Source organism: Photobacterium damselae, from assembly GCF_003026815.1.
In the GTDB taxonomy this organism is placed as follows: domain Bacteria; phylum Pseudomonadota; class Gammaproteobacteria; order Enterobacterales; family Vibrionaceae; genus Photobacterium; species Photobacterium damselae.
On the sequence record NZ_PYOG01000006.1, the window covers coordinates 54145 to 74275 of the forward strand.

The window sequence follows — 20131 nt, forward strand, 5'->3', positions numbered from 1 at the left end:
TAAAGCAACATAATAATCAATTTATACCGTTGGTAATTTTTTGATTTATGTTCAAAAATAAAAACAGAGGTGTTTTATGAAATCACGTAATCGTAGACAGTGGTTTTACTATCAAAATCAATCAGTTAAAACTACTGCAAAATCTAAGTGATTAAACCTGTAAGCGATACTTTAGGTGATAAGTATCGCTTTAATATCTCAAAAGTTAATTAATTACTCTACCTTTTATTTGTGCCGATTCTGGTATTTCTTTTATTTTACTTCCTGATAGATATAAATTCCCACCTACTTTTAGATTAAGAGGCAAATAGGTGAGTTTTGTATTGTTAAGATATAAATTTCTACCAACAAATAGGTTATTGGGTAAATAGGTAATGGGGGTTGAAATTAAGCTTAAATCACCAGGTATCATTAACCCTTCCGGCAGGCGATTAACCTGAGAATGTGCAAGGTTTAAATATCCTCCAACTTTTAGCGTGTTGGGTAGAAAGGTGAGGTTGGTATAAGACAAGTCTGCATTTCCTTCAACCTTTAAAGGAGAGGGAAGAGGCGAAATTTTAGTGTGTGATGCGATAAGACTGCCGTGGACGTCTAACGGTGAGGGTAATTGAAGATCACTAAATCTAGGAAAGTATAAGTTGCCATAGGTATCGGTATAATTAAGCAAGTGAACTTTCGATAATACGACTTTCGCAAATACATTGGATGAGCAAAGAAAAAAGACAATACAAACGATTATCTTTAATTGATTGAGCAGTAACAGAGATTTAGTCATACAATTTAATACTAACTGTTTGTTTTTATATGGTTCTTATATTATCGGCAGACCATATTAACACTTGAGCTAAACGTTATCCTTTTGGCTAGATTCCCATCAGATAAGCAAATAAACTAAAAAAAATGCCTTTAGGGCTTGTTTTTGTGATCCATATCTCTATATACTCCGCTCCCGGCCAGAACCATCGAGTTCAGCCACCTTAGTTACAAGCTGTCACCATGGAATGTGAACGACCCACGGAGTTGGACCGGCGTTAATGTTAGCTTGTTAATTTAGGTGACTTGTATGTTGTACAATCGGACGGAATCAATTTTGTTTGTTAAGCCTTTGGGTTTGACACCTTCCTATTTTGCTTTTTCTCTAAAGCATCTGTCCTATTTGTTTCAACAGACAGCAAGACCTACATTTTTCGACATCCAATTAAAACTCGTAGGACGAAATAATGCAGTTATTAATTAGTATCGCCGGTATTTTGGTGCTGATTTTGTGCGCTTGGGCTTTTTCTGAAAATAAAAAAGCCATCAATTGGCGCACAGTAGGCGGAGCTCTGTTTTTACAGGCGGGCTTTGCAGCGTTGGTATTATATATACCTATTGGGCAGAAAATGCTAGGGGCCATGAGTGATGGTGTTGCTGGCCTATTAAGCTTTGCTGATGTGGGTATTCAGTTTGTTTTTGGTGATTTATCCAATATTCAAAAAAGCGGCTTTGTTTTTGCTATTCGTGTCCTCCCTCTTGTTATCTTCATCAGTGCTCTTATTTCCCTTCTTTATTATCTTGGCGTAATGCAATGGATCATCAAAGTTCTTGGTGGTGGAATTCAAAAAGCTTTAGGTACTAGTCGTGCGGAATCATTAGTTGCAACAGGTAACATCTTCCTTTCTCAAGGCGAATCGCCACTTCTTGTTAAACCTTTCCTTTCTCAAATGACTCGCTCTGAACTGTTTGTTGTGATGACCTGTGGTATGGCATCAGTAGCAGGCTCAGTGCTTGGTGGTTATGCAGGCTTAGGTGTTGATCTGAAATATTTGATTGCTGCTAGCTTTATGGCTGCTCCTGGCGGTCTATTAATGGCAAAGATCTTAGTACCAGAAACCGGTACGCCTGTTGAGCAAACTGCGATTGAAATGGAAAAAAGCGATCACAGCAATGCAATTGATGCTTTAGCAGCTGGTGCAATGAACGGCATGAAAGTGTCTGTGGCTATCGGTACAATGCTGATTGCCTTTGTTAGTGTTATCGCTATGGTAAATGCTGGATTAGAATCTGTTGGTGAGATGTTTGGCTTTGCTGGCATGACGATGCAGAAAGTTCTTGGTTATGTATTCTCCCCATTGGCTTTTGTTGCGGGTGTTCCTGCTCATGAAATGTTGAAGGCTGGCTCTTTCATCGGTGAGAAACTGATCCTAAATGAATTTGTAGCATTTATGGATTTTGCAAATGTTAAGCAGACTCTTTCTGAGCATACTCAAGTGATCATTACTTTTGCTCTGTGTGGTTTTGCTAACATCGGTTCAATTGCGATTCAAATCGGCTCAATTGGTGCGATGGCGCCAGATCGCCGTAGTGATGTAGCAAATCTTGGCTTCCGTGCTGTTCTTGCCGCGACATTAGCTAACTTGATGAGTGCAGCTCTTGCAGGTATTTTTATTTCTCTATAATGAAGAGTGATAAATAGTTGATTCGATAGGGGAGGCTAAGTGCCTCCCTCTGTTTTGTAACTGTATGTTGGATCAAATATCAAACAGCTTATTGTTCAAATTGTTTAATAAGTACTGACGTATCACAACGGTTTAAACCTTGCTGCTGTAATTTTTCATACTCTTTATCTACTTGGTGAGTCATAGGTAAATCAACACCAAGCTTGTCCGCGGCTTCAAAGCAAATGGCGAGATCTTTTCTCATCCAATCAATGGCAAAACCGAAATTAAATTGATCAGCAGCCATAGTCGAGGCTCGGTTCTCCAGTTGCCAAGAACCTGCTGCGCCATGTTTTAATACTTCAGCCATCTGTTCTATATTTAAACCCGATGCTTTCGCTAACGTGATGGCTTCTGATAATCCTTGCAAAATACCGGCAATGCAGATTTGATTCGCCATTTTTGTTGTTTGTCCAGCACCTGAATCGCCCATCAAGGTTACTGCTTTTGCGAAAGCGGCTATTGTATCTTTTGCTTGTTCAAATACATTTTTATCGCCCCCCACCATTACTGTTAAACAGCCATTAATTGCTCCTGCTTCACCACCCGATACAGGTGCATCTAAAAAGTGGCAATTGACCTCTTTAGCTGCATTGTAAAGTTCTTGAGCCAGTTGTGCTGATGCCGTAGTGTTATCAACAAGAATGGCTCCTGGTTTAGCATGAGATAAGATACCATTATCGCCATAATAGACTTCTCGAACATCATTATCATTACCGACACAAGTAAAGATAATTTCAGCCCCTTTAGCTGCGACTGCTGGCGTTAATGCGCACTCACCTCCATATTCTTTAACCCAATTTATTGCTTTTTCATGGGTTCGATTATAAACCGTGACCTGATATCCTGCTTTTTGTAGGTGAGCAGCCATTGGGTATCCCATGGTGCCTAAACCAATAAATGCGACCTTTTTATGCACGACTATCTCCTTGTTGTTTATATTTTGTGTCTGCGAGGATATATACCCAAGCTATTGTTATTGAACTTAACATCTTAAAGGTATTTGAGGATAAAGACTCAGATTTTTGTCATAAGCTCTGTCGTGTGGTGAACTTTGCTGTTTTATGTAATTATTCACTTGTATCTCTGCGCCGTCAGCCTTATGATGCGACGTCATAGTTTAAAACAGTGGTTAATTTCTCGCTTATTTTATGTTTTCGGTTTTATTTCGTTCATTTATCTTAATGCTCTGTCTTGGGTTAACTTCGGTTGCTCATGCTGACGCTCGAACGAAATTTGAACAAGACTTTTATCATTTGAGTGTAAATGCTAACCAGCTGGTCATCGAAGATACTAATAGTCCCTTTGATATTGCAACGTTATATCGTCAAATTCACATAGATGAGACAGTTGCTTCATACCCCTTTGCTCGACAAGATAAGCTGATTTGGAATTTTGCGAATCAGGCAGAAGAAGAGTCTCATGGCGATCATCAAAGCCGTGAATCCCATGATATTCGGTTAGGGTTAGCAAATTCTAGTCGATTTTTAAGTATGGCTCATCATGATCCCGATGAAGTCCAGCCTCTTTATTATCTCGCCCATGAGATTTCAGTTCCTTCAATTTTGAGTATAGCGAAAAGCTATTCTGAAGATTTATGTCCAACACTTGATTGGATCCTCAAGATAAAACCGTCTTCTAATCGCATCTCTGGTTGGAAAGAGAGCAATTTGACATACCGAATTTATTCACATCAATATTTAGCGTAACTCACGCTCACTCTCTAAGTTTTTTAGTTTCGAATTTCTTATTTCGATAGCTAAATCTATCTATATTTCGTTAAAAAATACCTAATTCGTATTTTTACTTCTATCTTTTGTTATGACTTGTTATCTCATGGTGAGGTCAAGTCAGGTTTATATGTGCTTAACGTTATAAGCATAGGAAGAAATGGTAATGAGAAAAAGAAAACCTCAACAGATCTTAAACCATTACTCGGCATGGAAATATGTCGTATTGGTGGTGACTGTTGCAATCATGCTTTTAAGCGCGATCCCAACGTGGTTTGGTGAAGATGCGGCAGTTCAAATCAGTGCTAAAGGTGGTCCGGTACCCACACCTTTTGCGATTAAAAAAGAGCTAGATGATAATCACATCGCAATTAAGAAAATTGAGCAAAAACCAGCTCATACCATTGTGATTCTGGATGAAGAAGATCAACAAACTAAAGCAAAAGAAGTTTTAGCTAAGTTGATTAAAGGTGAAAATGCTGAAGAGCGTTTGACGCTAGCTCTTGAACCAGCAGCGCCAATGTGGCTACAAGATATGGGCTTTGAACCGATCAAGCTTGGTCTAGACTTACGTGGTGGTGTTCAATTTTTATTAGATGTCGATGTGAACCAAGTCTTTAAGGTTCAAGGTCAATCTCTTGCTGATGATTTACGCGCCGATTTTCGCAAAGAAGGCATTCGTGCCGCTCGTATAGAAATTATGGCTGCTGATAAATTATTAGTACGTCTTCCTAGTTCAGATGCAAACAGTAAGATCCGTCATTTTGTTGAGCAACAGTACCCTCAGTGGCAACCAACAAATGGTAATGGCGATAATCTTATTTTAACGCTTAAAGAAAAAGAGCAGACAGAACTTCGTAACTTAACTGTTCAACAAAACCTTCAGACTATGCGTAGCCGTATTGAAGAGTTGGGTATTACAGAAGCCGTTGTTCAACGTCAAGGTGAAAACCGTATTCGTATTGAGTTGCCAGGTGTTCAAGACCCAGCTGCTGCGAAAAAAGTTATCGGTGCAACAGCAAGTCTTGCATTCTATGCTGTGAAGCAAGAAGGTACAGGCAGTACTATGGTGCTGGATGATAAGCAAGGTCGCCCTGTTCGCGTAGGTCGTAAACCTGTGCTAAGTGGCGATCATATTATCGATGCTCGCGCTGGTTTTGGTGAGATGAGTACTCCAGAAGTAAATATCACACTAGATTCTGCTGGTGGTCATATTATGTCTGAATTCTCTCGTCATAATATCGGCAAACCAATGGCAACATCTTATAGCGAATATAGCCGTAATGATAAAGGTGAAACGGTTCAAACTAACACCATTATCAGTGTTGCGACCATTCAATCTCAATTAGGTAGCCGTTTCCGTATTACGGGAGCTGGTTCTTTAGAAGACGCACAGCAATTAGCGTTACTTCTTCGTGCTGGTTCATTAACTGCTCCTGTTACTATTGTTGAAGAACGTACAATCGGTCCAACTCTTGGTGCTGAAAACATCAAGAACGGTTTTGCTGCTTTAGCATTAGGTATGGGTGTTACATTGTTATTTATGGCAGTTTGGTACCGCCGTCTAGGTTGGGTAGCCAATATTGCTCTTATCTGTAACATGATTATGCTATTTGGTTTATTAGCATTAATCCCTGGTGCTGTTCTTACCCTTCCTGGTATTGCAGGTCTTGTATTGACGGTTGGTATGGCGGTCGATACCAACGTACTAATTTTTGAACGTATTAAAGATAAATTGAAAGAAGGTCGTAGCTTTGCTCAAGCGATCGATCGTGGCTTTAGCAGCGCCTTTAGCACTATTTTTGATGCGAACTTTACAACCATGATCACCGCAGTAGTACTTTATGCTATCGGTAATGGTCCTATTCAAGGCTTTGCTCTAACTCTTGGTCTTGGTCTATTAACTAGTATGTTTACTGGTATTTTTGCTTCTCGTGCCATCATTAACTTGGTATGGGGCCGCGATTCACGTCACGACGTAAGGGTTTAAGACAATGAATTATCTTGTTAAAAACTTAACTAAGCTTCGTTATTTTACGAGTATTGTATCTATCTCTTTGATGGTGATTTCTATCTCTTTTGTTTGTCTTAAAGGCTTAAACTGGGGTTTAGACTTTACTGGTGGTGTAGTAAGTGAAGTACAACTAGCTGATAATAAAGTAACAAGTAGTGAGCTTCGTCCTCTACTAGATGCTGGCTTCAATCAAGATGTGGTCGTAATTGCAGCAGATGAACCTGGACGTTGGGTGTTACGTTATGCGACTCCTGCTAAAGGGGTTCAATATCCTGCACTTAATGAAGTTCTTGCTCCACTAAAGACTGATGTTCAAGTATTGAATACCAGTATTGTAGGTCCTCAGGTTGGTAAAGAACTGGCTGATCAGGGTGGCTTAGCATTACTGTTATCACTGCTTTGTATTATGGGTTACTTAAGCTACCGTTTTGAATGGCGTCTAGCATCTGGTTCACTTCTTGCTCTGCTTCACGATGTGGTTCTAGTGTTAGGCTTTTTCGCGGCAACGCAAATGGAGTTTAACTTAACGGTTTTAGCGGCAGTATTGGCGATTTTGGGTTATTCATTGAATGACTCCATTATTATCGCAGACCGTATCCGAGAGTTGCTAATTGCTAAGCCAAAACAGACATTAGAAGAGACCAATAACGAAGCGATTGTAGCAACGTTCTCTCGTACTATGGTGACATCCGGTACAACATTGATGACCGTTGGTTCTTTATGGTTACTAGGTGGTGCTTCTCTTGAAGGGTTCTCTATTGCTATGTTTATCGGTATTCTAACGGGTACATGGTCTTCAATTTCTGTTGGTACTGTATTACCAGAATATCTTGGTTTGAAACCTGAACATTACATGCCAAAACCAGAACCAAAAGAAGAAGAGTACATCTAACTCTTTCTAATTTGTTTTAAAACTAAGCCGCTTATGAATCTATAAGCGGCTTTTTTTTTACTTCAACCCTTGCTATGGTAATTTAAACGTAAATTAGTCAAGGAAGAGTAATGACAGAGAACAAAGGGTTACACACAAAAATTATAACGGCAGGACGTGCAAAAAAGTGGACGCAACATTTAGTTAATACCCCAGTAAGCCGAGCGTCAACGGTTGTATTTGACTCAGTAAAAGAGATGAAAGAAGCAACGGCTAATCGAGGTAATAAATCTCTTTATTATGGCCGTCGAGGAACCAATACGCATTTCGCTTTTCAAGAAGCAATGACTGAACTTGAAGGCGGGGTTGGCTGTGCTTTATTCCCATGTGGTGCTGCGGCAATAACAAACTCAATTTTGGCTTTTGTTAAGGCTGGTGATCATATTTTAATGGTTGATGGAGTTTATGAGCCAACACGTGATTTTTGCGATAAAGTTCTTGCGCGTATGGGAGTAGAAACAACCTATTATGATCCTTTGATTGGTGATGAATTACGAGAATTAATCAGACCCAATACAAGTGTACTATTTTTAGAATCGCCATGTTCTATCACGATGGAAGTACAAGATGTCCCTAAACTAGCCTCAATTGCACATGAGCATGATATGGTGGTGATGTTGGATAATACATGGGCTTCACCAATTAATTTTCAGCCATTTGACCATGGTGTTGATATCTCTATTCAAGCAGCAACTAAGTATATTGTTGGTCACTCCGATGTCATGTTAGGAACTGCCACTGCTAACGAACGCTGTTGGAGCCAACTACAAGAACAAAGCTACTTAATGGGACAGTGTACATCTCCTGATGATATTTATCTTGCTGCTAGAGGATTAAGAACCTTAGGGGTGAGAATGAAACAACATGAAGAAAGTGCATTAAAAGTAGCTCACTGGTTATCTCAGCGCCCTGAAGTTGATCATGTAAGACATCCTGCCTTTGAAAGTTGTGATGGCAATGCTTTTTTTAAACGTGATTATTTAGGTTCTAATGGGTTATTTTCGTTCGTTCTAAAATATGGTGATATATCTTCAGTAAATGCAATGCTAGATAGTATGAAGCATTTTAGTATGGGATATTCTTGGGGGGGGTATGAAAGCTTAATTCTTGCTAATCATAATATTAATAGTATAAGAGCTGTAGATAAAAAAGAGTTCTCAGGGGCAATAATTAGGCTTCATATTGGTTTGGAGAGTGTTGAAGATTTAATATCTGATTTGAATGATGGTCTTGAGGTATTAAATAAAAAATACAAACAACAAAATATATCATAATGGAATAAATCGATAATCATGCTTATTTTTTTAATTAAGCTAGAATTAAATAGATTATACAGGAGGTGATATGAAACAATTATATTTTACGAGTGTATTATTGATTCTTGCTGGTTGTGCAGGAACGAATACTAGTTACCAATTGTATCCCGATGAATATGTAAGCGATGTTAAATACGATAGCATTTATTATTATGGGTATAATCATGGATGTGATAGTGCCCTTGATAAAATAGGGATGGATAGTTATAACTACTTAAAAGACAACACATTTATCAATACAGAAACCCGTTACAGTGATGGTTGGGAGTCTGGATACCAAGCGTGCAGTAGTGGTGAGAGAAAAGTTATTGAATTATAAGAAAGAGCCACTTGAGAGTGGCTCCTTTTTTACTTAATTTCAATTACTTGATTATTTTTGAAAATTATTTCAGTAACAATCGATAATTCAGAAAATATAATAAAAAACTTATGTTCGATAATATTTTCAATTATAAGGTGAAGATTGCTGTCAATTAATTGACTAAGTTGAGTTGAGTTAAGTTTTTCTGCAATATCTAAGGTTTTATAATTTAAATTACTATCATAGATCCAAGCATTAAATGTGGAGTGATTAGATATATTTCTTTCGGTAAAGGCTGCTAGATTTTCCATAATATTGCCAACTTTTCGGTCCAATAAATACATTATGTCTTGATTTTATTTCTATGTGGAAATTTTAATATTCATTATGTGATATAAACAAGATCTAATGATGAATTTAGTCAATAATAACCCAATGTTGATTTATTTTATGATTAAGTTCTGTTCTTTTTATAAAAATAAAAGTTTTTATAAAAACAGTTAGTGTTAAATCGAGAAATGTTATGAACTATAATGATCGCGGATTTTTTCTATCTGATAAGGGATAACATCAGGAAGAATGATTAATAGGGCAAAAAGAAGTATGATATGAAGCTTTTAGGCTAGCGGTAAGTTTTTATGTCATCAGCACAAACGGTTCAGGTCATCCGTAAAGCAACTTGGATTGGCTCTATTGCGAATATTATTCTTGCAGTGGTTAAAATAGCTATTGGTAAGTTAACCAATAGCCAAGCATTGATCGCCGATGGTGTTCATAGTTTTTCTGATTTAGTTACTGATGCTGCAATTTTGATTGGTGCAAAGTTTTGGACGGCTCCTGCAGACAAAGAACATCCTTATGGGCATGGTCGGTTTGAAACGTTAACCAATATTTTTATCGGTATTTTGTTGGCCCTTGTTGGTATCGGTATTGGTTGGGAATCTCTACATTCTATTAGCCAAGAGCAACATAATAGTCCTAGTTTGCTCGCATTTGGTGCGGCTGTTGCTTCAATCATTGTAAAAGAGATTCTTTATCGTTGGACAGTGATACAAGCTAAAAAGGTAAATAGTCGAGCCCTATTTGCTAATGCTTGGCATCACCGTTCAGATGCTCTTAGTTCATTGCCTGTTGCTATTGCTGTTATCGCTAACTATGTCGTTCCAGATCTTCATTATTTGGATCAAATCGCGGCATTAATTGTTACTTTAATGATTTTAAAGGCTGCAATCGAAATCTTATGGCCAGCAGTAAAAGAGTTGACGGATGCCGAAGCAGATTCTGAATTAGAGAAACAGATTCAGAAACTCGCATTAGAAGATATTAATATTAAAGAGGTTCACGCGATTAGAAGCCGCCGGACCGGAAGTTCAATCCTAATTGATTTTCATCTTTTGGTTGATCCTGAAATGACAATAGAAAAAGCCCATACCATAGCAGAAACTTTTAAAGCTAAGCTACTTGATAATTTAGATGAAGTTGTTGATATTATTATCCATATTGAGCCTTTCAATTGTGCAGAGCGTGTAATGAATCCATGCTGTGATGATTGCAATGAAACAATGAAAGAACATTAAGTTAGAAAGAAAGTTAGAGTAACTTTAGATATTTTAACCCCTTTATTCTGCGAAATTCTCCCCCTATTGTTAAGCTATTCAAACAGGGGGGAGATTGTTATAGAATTGCTTTAACTAACCAATCTTGAAGTTGTTTAAGTTCATCATGGTGAGCTGGATACTGTTTTTGTGTGACTTCTATTGCTTGAGTTATCGTATCTTCTTTATATGGAGCAAGAACCAATTTATTGGCAAAAAATTCAATCACATCAGGTGTTAAGCTATCGGTAAATACCTGTACTTTTGATATATTTCCCTTTTCTACATCAAAATGTAATTCAACTCCCCCCCATGTAAAACGCTCATCTAGTGAATGCATAAATTGAGGCGTATTTCCAAAATTCCATTCCCAGCTTTTTTGTTTCTTATAGCGTTCTTCGAAACCGGGAATGTTAGGCATTTTTTCTGGAGATATCAGTTCTAATTCAACGTGTTCACCATAATATTCAAAGAAAGCTTGAGTTATAGCGGTAGAAACAGATTGATGATCAATGGATGGATTAATATTACTCAAATTAGTTACACGAGCTCTAACAGATGTAATTCCTTTTGCCTGTAATTTTTTTGGATCTGGGTTTAGATAATTTGCTAAACGATTGAGATCGGCATTGAGTAGAAGAGTTCCATGGTGAAAACCTCGATCTAAGGTTTCACGATAGGCTGAACCTGAAAATTTACGAGTACCATCATCGTCTTCAATAACAAGATCATTACGTCCTGTTGCAATAGCATTAATTCCTAATGTTTGTAGTGCATCAATCACGATTTGGGTGGATATGGATTTGTTGTACTCTGGTTTTCCAGCCATAAAGGTAAAGTTTGTATTACCTAGATCATGAAATACAGCGCCACCTCCACTTTGTCGTCTTGCTAGCTTTATATGATCAGATTCCATTTTATGTGTATTACATTCTTTCCATGGATTTTGAGCTCGCCCTATAACCACAGTATTATTATTACGCCATAAAAACAGTACTCGCTGATTTGGTGCCATAGCATGAAAGATGGAGTCTTCAACAGCAAGGTTAAACCATGGATCTGTTGATGTAGATATAAAGACACGAAGGCTAGACATAAAATACCTGACTAAAATTGTACATTATTGAAATGTACTCTGTTTAATGAGCTTGGTAAAGAAAGAAGAAAATTTTAGGTGAGTTGGAACAATTAAGAAAAAAACCAAATCATATGTCTAAACTGGATACATATGATTTGGGAATATTTGATAAGTTATGACTTGCTTAGAAATTTATATTTCAATTGCTTCTAAGAAGACTAACATGATTTATGAGCTACAGATATTAGTAAATCTGCAACATTAGGTTTACTTTGATTGGTTTGGTGTAACTAAAAATGACCATTTATTAATAACTATTCATCATTTCCTTAAAATTATCGGTTTGTACTGTGATGTTTGTCATAATTTTATAATGTTGATGACTTATGAATATTTTAATTAATGTTATATAAAAAAAGCCAGCTATTGAGGGATAGTTCAATATGCTGGCTTTCTATTATCTTAACAATGTTTAATCAAACCGTTGAAATTGGCACGTTATCTGTAAATCTAGTTTTTGCTAAATTTTATATATTACGTAATTAGCTTGCTTTCGCTTTATTCACTGCACCTTCTCTTAATTGTTGTAAGACAAGATCTTTTTTCCCATCAGCAATTATCTGACCTTGTTCCATCACAATTAAGCGATCAACAATATCGAGCATACTTGTTTTATGTGTGATCAGGATTAGAGTTTCTTCATTTGATAGACTTGCCAATTGATGCTTAATGTACATTTCAGAACGGTTATCCATACTGCTGGTCGGTTCATCCATTACAAGAACTGGGGGTTTGCTCAGTAGAGCTCGAGCAATTGCTATCGATTGACGTTGACCTCCAGAAAGTGCTAAACCACCTTCACCAACTTGCTTTTCTAATCCTGCATCATCATGCTGAGTAAAAGAGGTGACCCCAGCACGTTCAGCTGCAATTAGGATATCTTTATCAGTTGCAAGAGGACGTCCAAGAGTGATGTTGTCCCGGATAGAACCAAAAAATAGGGTAATATCTTGTGGCACACATCCAATATTACGACGTATATCAATGTGGTGCATTTGATTGATATCTGTATTATCAATACGAACAGAGCCCTCTGTAGGACGGTATAGCCCCATTATCAAACGTTCTAATGTAGTTTTTCCAGAACCAATACGTCCAATAATTGCCACTTTTTCTCCAGGGTTGATAGAAAAACTGACATTTTTTAACGCAGCTTTTGTGCTGTTTGGGTAAGCAAAACTTACTTTATCAAATTCAATTTTGCCTTTTAGCATTGGATGGTGAATATAACGCTTACCATCTTCTTGCTCTAGTGGCATTTCCATCAACTGTTCAATAATGGTCATTGCAGACTTTGCTTGATTGTAACGAGTTGATAGTAGTGATAATTGAACAAGAGGACCTACAGCTCGACCACTAAGCATAGTTGATGCAATTAGGCCACCCATTGTTAATTGCCCATCTGAAATGAGATAAACACCAACAACTATCATTGCAACCGTTACAAATTGCTGTAGAAATCCAGCAACATTTTGTACCGAGTCAGTTAATTTACGTGACTTAATACTCCAGTTTGACATGTGAGCTACAGCTTCTTCCCATTTATACTGGAACTGGCTTTGTGCACCAAACATTTTGACTGTTTCTAGACCTACTAGGCTTTCAATCAAGTTAGCATGCTTTTGTGAAGATAGACGAGAACCTTCTTCAATTGAGCGACGTAATGGTTTTTGAATTAAGAAGCTGTAAATAATGAGAATGACAACAGCAACCATTGGAACCAATACGATTGGCCCACCAACAAGATAAATTACCAATAAAAATAGCAGTGCAAATGGTAAATCGATCAGTGATGAGACCGTCGCAGAGGTAAAGAACTCTCGAATAGATTCGAACTCTTGTAAATGGCGAGCAAAAGCACCAACAGATGCTGGTTTTGCTTCCATTCGAATTCCCATTACTCGGCTAAATATTTTTGCAGAAAGTAAAATGTCTGATTTTTTACCTGCAATATCAATAAAGTAGCTTCTCATTAACTTAAGAATTAAATCAAAACTAAAAATAATCGTAATACCAATAGCTAAAACCCATAGTGAATCAAAAGCTAGATTTGGTACGATTTTATCGTAAACGAGTCGGGAGAATAGAGGTGCTGCAATGGCAAAAATATTGATCAATATAGATGCAATAAGTACATCTCGATAAATATTTTTTGACTCCCAAAGAGTACTCCAAAACCAGTGACCATCACGAGTTTTTAATATTTCTGGCGAACGCTCATCATAGCGAAAGCGTTTTTTGATAAGGAATAGATGCCCCGTATATTGTGCTGTTAAGTCATCAATACTGATCCATTGTTCATTTCCATCGGCTTGAGGAAGAACAACCTCGGCTTCATTTTTTTCTTTATCGAGACTAAGAACAACACATGCATCTCCCCCTTTTAATAAAGCTATAACGGGGAAGAGAAGAGGAGACAAATCCGTAATTGATTGTTTGGCTTCTTTTGCTTGTAACCCAGCTTTTTCTGCTGCTCTAGGTAATAAGAACGGGGTCAACAAACCATCTGCTAAAGGTAAATCGGCAATTAGGGCATCCGATGAGTTTGCTTGACCATAGAATCGGCTAACGTACACCAAAGATTGTAGTAATGGATCTTTCATGTTCATCGCTCTTGTTTGAAATTATCTGTGATATACCCTTGGAAACCGTTGATCATAAATTCAGATAATTTATCTTTCTGGGCCTCGGTTTCGACTCGTGATGCAATAACGGTAATACCTAGATTCTGTGCGGTTCTGGTTATTGAGGTTAAGGCATCTGCTTTAACTTCATCATCCACTTGATTGGTGTAAGTAAAGTCAAGTTTTACATAAGCAGGACGGAATTGGGATAAATAGCCCGTTGAACCAAAGTTATAGCCAAATTTATCGATACCAAACTGGAAGCCATTTCTATGTAAGATTTCACAGAGTAAACCTACATTGTGAGGATTTTTGATAAAGCTTATTTCTGGTAATTCAAAGTATATTTTATCTTTAAGTGATGGATAACTTTCAGTTTTATTCGATACCCAACGAATGAAGCTATTATCATTAATACTACTTTGCGTAATATTGATCGCAATAGGTTGTTTGATGTTATTGTGTAGTACTTGTTCAAAAATAGCATCTAGAACAAAAATATCGAATGAAGTTCCTGCATTAAGTTGCTCTAGAGCTGTGAGAAATTGGCTTGCTGAAATATATTTCCCTGCTTTGTCTATATACGCAAAAACCTCTTGATGTAACACTTCACCATTTAAATCCACTGCATTTTGGTAGTTGAATCTAATTTGTCGATTGGCGATAGCTTCATCAACGAGATATTTCCATTGTTGTTTCCCGATTAGGTTCAGCTTTTGATTATTTTCACTCTGGATAATAGCGATTGGTTCATTCGGCTGCTGATGAGCAATAGTTAATGCGTTATCCGCCTGTGTTAATAGTGTAGAGATTGTATCTTCTTGATTTTTCATTACAATCCCAACTGCTGCATGTACAGGCGCTAAATTGAGTGGATCGCTATTCAACTCTGATGTCATATTTAGCATTTGGCGACCCAACATTTTTAATTCATCTTCATCTGCTTCTGGTGCGATGAGAATAAATTCTGCTTGGTTAAGTCGAGCAATAGTATAGTAATCACTGGATAGCTCTTTTAATCGATTAGCAAGAGTTTGAACTTGTTGATCGCCAAGCTCATAACCTTGATGAGTATAAGTATCTTCAATAATATCTGCTTTTAGTAACGCAAATCCGCCGCATGAATCTTGTTCTAGCCATGATTGAAGTTGGGACATGAGGAATGTGCGATTAGCTAGACCTGAAACGGGATCTTGATACGCTCTAATTCTTAATTTGTCAGCTTCCGCTGCTTGCTGCTCAAAATATTTTTTAAGCTGAGCACTCATATGATTGAATGCATGTACTACATCTTTGAGTTCTTTTACCGCTGGAATAGGGAGTGGTTTATCAAATTGATTACTCGAAATTAATTGTGCTTGCTTTTGAATATGTTTAAGAGGTGTTAATACATTTCGTAAAATAAGCGCAAGAATAATTGCAGCAAGAATGATGGTAATAATGAAGCCTAAAAGTAGCTGCGTGGTTGCATGCCATAATTGAATATAAGCATTTGCCGGGCTACTTGTAACAGTTAGATGTGCAAGTTGCATCCAACCGCTTGCTAGCGTGGTTGTTTTTGTCACAGGTTCGATCGAAATAAAATTCATATACCACTGTGGTACATCTATAATTTCAATCGGGTATTGGCGAGCAATGGATGTTTTTCCATCAAGCGTTTTGAGCTCAACTGCGCTGTAAAAACTGCTATCAAACGTAGCATTAATTACAGACTCAGCAGCAACATAATCTTTATTTTCTAAATAAGGAGCTAAGGCTAAGCCAACCGCACTAATGGCATTATCTAACTCAGTTGACTGTTGGGTTTGTAGGTAGTCTTTGGTCGTATTAAACTGCACTGCAAATACAGCAGAGATTAATACAAAGAATACAACTAGCATCCATAAAAGTATTTTTCTATAAAGACTCATTACCATTACTCATCAAAGTTTATTTTGGGTCTATGAAGTTCTATTTTTCGGTTTCTATGACGTAAATCGTTCCACATACTAAGACGCGACGCTTTTCCCGCCAATTGTCCTTGCCCCTGTTGTTTGATTAACCATAAGTTACTACCGTTAAAACTGTATATGGGCAAAAGATCTTTTCTCTTATTTGCTGGTTTGATCTCACCATCAAGATTATCGAGAATTTCAGGAACGGCTGTTGGGGTAGGGTAGTAGGCCACAACCATATGAAATTGGTTTAAAGTTAATGACTTTACATAGACTAGGCGTAACTTCGAATCTGGTACGCCCAAAGAGCGAAGTGCCATGTACTTAGCGATACTAAAGTCTTCACAATCACCAGCTCCAACACCCACAAATTCAAGAGGTGTGGCCCAGTAATCTTTTTTTCCCCACAGCTTTATATCATCAACAAAGATAAACTGATTAAAGAAATCATTAACCAGCTTGAGTTGTTTTTGGACTGGGAATTGCCGTGACTTATCGATGAGCTCCCGCCATGCAGTTGCTCGTTTTTCAGCCCTTTCACCATAAAAGCTTCGTATTTTGCTAATTTGCTGTTGCTCTCGACTTGTTAGAGCATCGACATTTGCGGCTATACATAAAAGAGCAACAGCAACCAGTGTAACGAATTTTTTCACTGTTTTTAATTTTCACGCACTGTAAAAATTGTCCACTGATCAACAACGTGACCTTTTGACCCTACAACTTGAGCAACAACACGTCGACTTAATGTATTGCTAGCTTCTGATGTTTCAGCTTGAATCGGATCCGCATCACCGAAACCAACTGTTTTGATTCGATCTGCCGCAACACCAAAATCGATCAATTGTTGTCTAACATTTGCAGCCCGGGTATCGGATAAATATTGGTTATGAGCACTATTGCCAACCGGGCTCGCATAACCTTTTAATTCTATATGAGTTTCTGGGAAAGTTTCTAAAAACTGTGCTGTTTTCTTGAGTTGAGCCATGTAGGTCTCAGGAATGACCGTTGAGTCATTCGCAAATAAAACATGCACACTATTTTTTTCATCGGTTTTAACGTAAGTTGGGCAACCATCATTATCGACAACGGCACCTAACGGAGTATCTGCACACTTATCTCGAGCATTGATAACACCATCGCTATCAAAATCTCGTAAATCTTTTGTTTGTGTTGCAACTGGCGGTTGTTGAGCGCTAATTGAACAACCAAACAACGAAAGAGCCATTAAACTCATTGCAATATTTTTCATTATATTTTCTCGCTTACTTTACTGACTCAGTCCATTCGTTAGGGATATCAACTCGCATTTCATTCAAGATTGTACCCGTTGCATTTAAAACGCGATACTTAGCAAAAATACCATCATAGTGAGCGTTTAAATAAGCTTTGCGTGATTCAAATAGTTCGTTTTCAGTGTTTAATACATCAAGTAGTGAGCGTTGACCAATTTTAAACTGTTTTTCATAAGCAATTACAGTACGCGCTGAAGCATCAACGTGCTCTTGCAAGTATTTTGTCTGACTATTGGCTAATTCCATAGCGCTCCAAGATAGCTTTGTTCCTTCTTTTAGCATACGCAATGCGCGATCTCTAATATCTTTTGATTTATTTAACTGATAAGCCGCTTGACGACTTTTAGCCGCATCGCTACCACCATTAAAGAGGTTATAGCGCATATTTAGCATGGCTTTAAATTCATCGGTATCACCACGAGAACCATTAAGCTCATTGCCCCATTCTTGTGATGCTTCAATATCAAAGGTAGGATAAAAATTACCTTTTGCTTGTTTATATTGATATTCAGCAGCATCAATATCATTGCTGGCAACATACATTACAGGATTATTCTTTTGAGCAATTTTCATTGCATCATCAAGAGAGGTTGGAATGAAGTTAGTGTCAACTTCTGGTGTAACTAAATCATCTGGGAATGTTCCGACAGTGCGAGCAAACTCTGTTTTCTTGTCGTTTAAGTTACTTTGGGCTGCCAATAAATTGGTTTTTGAACGGGCAAGGCGGCCTTCTACTTGTGCTAAGTCTGCTGTTGAACCGATACCTGCATCAGCACGTTTTTTAATATCCACATACATATGTTGGTGGACTTTATAATTCGATTCAGATAGTTTTAAAACAGCTTCTGCACGTAGAACATCAAGATACACTTCTGCTGTTTTTAATGCCTTATCTTGGGCATCTGAAAGTAACTGATAGCGTTGAGCCTCGGTTTCTGATTGGTTACGGTTAATGTTATTCCAAGTAATAGAACCGTCCCACAATAGCTGTCGAATACTGATTTCAGCTTGTTTAGGGTCGTATTCTCCCTTAGTACCAAACTCATTATCATAATTGTTGTAACCAACCCCTGCACGAAGATCAACAGAAGGCAAATAATCGCCTTTTGCTGCATCTATCATTGAGTTACGACTCATAAACTCATTGAAAGCACTTTTAATTTCAGGGTTTGAGGCTAGCGTTTCAGCGACTGCCTGCTCTAATGATTGAGCCATAACAGGCATGGTCATCAGAGAGGCTCCTATCGTGAAGGCTAATTTCTTTAACGTATTATTTTTCATATTTACTCTCTTAAAGCAGAATGACGAGCTTTTAATATAGGTTTAAGTAGATAGTCCAGAACTGAGCGTTTTCCTGTGATTATATCTACAGAAGCTGTCATACCTGGGATGATAGGTAACGATTCACCATCTGGCGCAGTAAGACTATTTTTATCTGTTCTAACTCTCACTTGATAGAAACTGTTACCTTCCTTATCTTGGATCGTATCAGCACTGATGGTTTCAACCACGCCATCAAGGCCTCCATAACTAGTAAAATCGTATGCAGTAAATTTTACTATTGCTTTTAGGCCTGGTCGTAAGAAGCCAATATCTTGAGGTGCGATTTTTGCCTCAATAAGTAATGTATCTTCTGTAGGTACTATTTCGATTAAGTTCATGCCGGGTTGAATAACACCGCCAACAGTATTAACATAAATCTTTTGAATAGTGCCGGTAACAGGAGATACCACCGTGGTTCTTTTTACACGATCTTCTAAGCCGATTCGGGTCTCGTTCATACTAGATAATTGATCACTAGTATCATTAAGCTTTGACTGAATATCACTTCTAAACTGCAGTGCAATATCCATATATTTAAAAGTAGCTTCTTTAATCGCGGATTTTGCTACGGGAGCTTGCAGCCGGGCTGAGGTTAAATCTCGTTTTGTATCATTTAATGAACGTTGCAATTTTAGCAGTTCAATTTTAGGTACAACACCTTCATCTGCTAGAGGCTTAGTGATGTTATACTCTTTAAGAGCAATGTTGTAACTGCGTTGTAGATTAGCGATTCTAGATTGATTTTCTGTTAATTCTCTTTGTTTTTGAGAGATTTGTTGAGCAACAACTGATAATTGGTTTTCGAGGTTCGAAATATTATCTCGATATTCATTCTGTTGACGTCGAACTTTATCTGGATGTGATTTTTTATACTCACTAGTAAAGGCCAGCTGAGCCGGTTTTATAACCACCGTTTTTTGCCAATCCTTCGATGCTTGAGACTTATCTACTTTAATACTAGCAAGTAAGCCATTAAAGCGAATAATATCTGCTTGTAAACCAGCGACGCTTTGATCTTTTTCTTTATAGTCTGATTGAAATAGAGTGTCATCAATCAGTAATAGTTTTTGTCCCTTTGTTACATGTTCGCCTTCGCGCACCATAACTTGCTTAACGATACCACCTTCAAGGTTTTGTACGACTTGCAATTGACTTGATGGAATTACCTTACCAATCCCGGTTGTTACTTTGTCTAACTTAGCGACCGATGCCCATGCGAAAGCTACAATAAAAAAGAGCAGTATTACCCAAAGTAAAATACGCGCACTAGTTGGTGTGTTAAGTAGCAGTGCAGCTGATTTATCATCAACAAAATCCAGATTGGATAGAGTATTTTTTTTATCATTATTGGCCATCATGCATCCATCACAATTTGAGTAAATATCTATAGTAAGTAGGAACTAGTCAGGTTTAAATCAAAGCAAAGGGACATGAACTAGCAAACTTAAACTATCGC

Annotated in this window: 17 protein-coding genes; 7 read left to right on the top strand and 10 right to left on the bottom strand. The window is 37.7% G+C overall.

Translation table 11 applies throughout. The features are described from left to right. Window positions 1–205 precede the first annotated feature (205 nt). Window positions 206–775, bottom strand: coding sequence for a hypothetical protein (locus CTN07_RS08145; RefSeq protein WP_005305654.1), 570 nt, complete (start codon window positions 773–775; stop codon window positions 206–208). A 445-nt stretch (window positions 776–1220) separates the two neighbouring features. On the opposite strand from CTN07_RS08145, the gene CTN07_RS08150 reads away from it, so the two are divergent. Beyond that, a complete protein-coding gene (locus tag CTN07_RS08150; protein ID WP_036765786.1) occupies window positions 1221–2438 on the top strand; it encodes a NupC/NupG family nucleoside CNT transporter in 1218 nt (405 codons plus the stop codon). Window positions 2439–2526: 88 nt separating this feature from the next. Here the strand turns inward: CTN07_RS08150 and CTN07_RS08155 are convergent, their stop codons facing one another. Next, the gene (locus CTN07_RS08155) at window positions 2527–3396 is read right to left on the bottom strand and encodes an NAD(P)-dependent oxidoreductase (RefSeq protein ID WP_005305648.1); all 870 of its coding nucleotides are present in this window, start codon (window positions 3394–3396) and stop codon (window positions 2527–2529) included. A 232-nt stretch (window positions 3397–3628) separates the two neighbouring features. Here CTN07_RS08155 and CTN07_RS08160 point away from each other — a divergent pair, with 232 nt between their 5' ends. The 5 genes from CTN07_RS08160 to CTN07_RS08180 all read left to right on the top strand — a co-directional run bounded on the left by CTN07_RS08160 (window position 3629) and on the right by CTN07_RS08180 (window position 8787). Beyond that, window positions 3629–4186: a hypothetical protein gene (locus CTN07_RS08160; RefSeq protein ID WP_005305645.1), complete on the top strand. Its 558-nt coding sequence runs from the start codon at window positions 3629–3631 to the stop codon at window positions 4184–4186. Between the two features lie 181 nt (window positions 4187–4367). Then, window positions 4368–6197 (top strand): protein translocase subunit SecD, encoded by a 1830-nt coding sequence (secD, locus tag CTN07_RS08165; RefSeq protein WP_172460614.1) that lies wholly within the window; start codon window positions 4368–4370, stop codon window positions 6195–6197. 4 nt (window positions 6198–6201) lie between these two features. After that, window positions 6202–7113: a protein translocase subunit SecF gene (secF, locus tag CTN07_RS08170; RefSeq protein ID WP_036765784.1), complete on the top strand. Its 912-nt coding sequence runs from the start codon at window positions 6202–6204 to the stop codon at window positions 7111–7113. Window positions 7114–7223: 110 nt separating this feature from the next. Continuing rightward, on the top strand, window positions 7224–8426 hold the full coding sequence (locus tag CTN07_RS08175; RefSeq protein WP_005305638.1) for a cystathionine beta-lyase: 1203 nt from the start codon (window positions 7224–7226) through the stop codon (window positions 8424–8426). Window positions 8427–8496: 70 nt separating this feature from the next. Continuing rightward, window positions 8497–8787 (top strand): hypothetical protein, encoded by a 291-nt coding sequence (locus CTN07_RS08180; protein WP_036765783.1) that lies wholly within the window; start codon window positions 8497–8499, stop codon window positions 8785–8787. Window positions 8788–8816: 29 nt separating this feature from the next. On the opposite strand, the gene CTN07_RS08185 is transcribed toward CTN07_RS08180, so the two are convergent. Then, entirely contained in the window at window positions 8817–9080 is a 264-nt protein-coding gene (locus tag CTN07_RS08185) for a hypothetical protein (RefSeq protein WP_136039880.1), read from the bottom strand. 327 nt (window positions 9081–9407) lie between these two features. Between CTN07_RS08185 and CTN07_RS08190 the strand changes: the two genes are divergently transcribed. Then, complete coding sequence (locus tag CTN07_RS08190; RefSeq protein WP_005305635.1) at window positions 9408–10346, top strand: cation diffusion facilitator family transporter; 939 nt, start codon at window positions 9408–9410, stop codon at window positions 10344–10346. A gap of 97 nt (window positions 10347–10443) precedes the next feature. Here the strand turns inward: CTN07_RS08190 and lplA are convergent, their stop codons facing one another. From lplA to CTN07_RS08225, 7 genes are all read right to left on the bottom strand, one after another. Further along, window positions 10444–11460, bottom strand: coding sequence for a lipoate--protein ligase (lplA, locus tag CTN07_RS08195; protein WP_005305632.1), 1017 nt, complete (start codon window positions 11458–11460; stop codon window positions 10444–10446). Between the two features lie 524 nt (window positions 11461–11984). Further along, window positions 11985–14105: a type I secretion system permease/ATPase gene (locus CTN07_RS08200; RefSeq protein ID WP_005305629.1), complete on the bottom strand. Its 2121-nt coding sequence runs from the start codon at window positions 14103–14105 to the stop codon at window positions 11985–11987. 2 nt (window positions 14106–14107) lie between these two features. Next, window positions 14108–16036: a bifunctional diguanylate cyclase/phosphodiesterase gene (locus CTN07_RS08205; RefSeq protein ID WP_036766051.1), complete on the bottom strand. Its 1929-nt coding sequence runs from the start codon at window positions 16034–16036 to the stop codon at window positions 14108–14110. 5 nt (window positions 16037–16041) lie between these two features. After that, on the bottom strand, window positions 16042–16713 hold the full coding sequence (locus CTN07_RS08210) for a transglutaminase-like cysteine peptidase (RefSeq protein WP_005305623.1): 672 nt from the start codon (window positions 16711–16713) through the stop codon (window positions 16042–16044). 5 nt (window positions 16714–16718) lie between these two features. Continuing rightward, on the bottom strand, window positions 16719–17309 hold the full coding sequence (locus tag CTN07_RS08215) for an OmpA family protein (protein ID WP_036765780.1): 591 nt from the start codon (window positions 17307–17309) through the stop codon (window positions 16719–16721). Between the two features lie 13 nt (window positions 17310–17322). Next, a complete protein-coding gene (locus CTN07_RS08220) occupies window positions 17323–18633 on the bottom strand; it encodes a TolC family outer membrane protein (RefSeq protein WP_036765778.1) in 1311 nt (436 codons plus the stop codon). 2 nt (window positions 18634–18635) lie between these two features. Continuing rightward, entirely contained in the window at window positions 18636–20030 is a 1395-nt protein-coding gene (locus CTN07_RS08225; RefSeq protein WP_005305614.1) for an HlyD family type I secretion periplasmic adaptor subunit, read from the bottom strand. Window positions 20031–20131 lie beyond the last annotated feature (101 nt).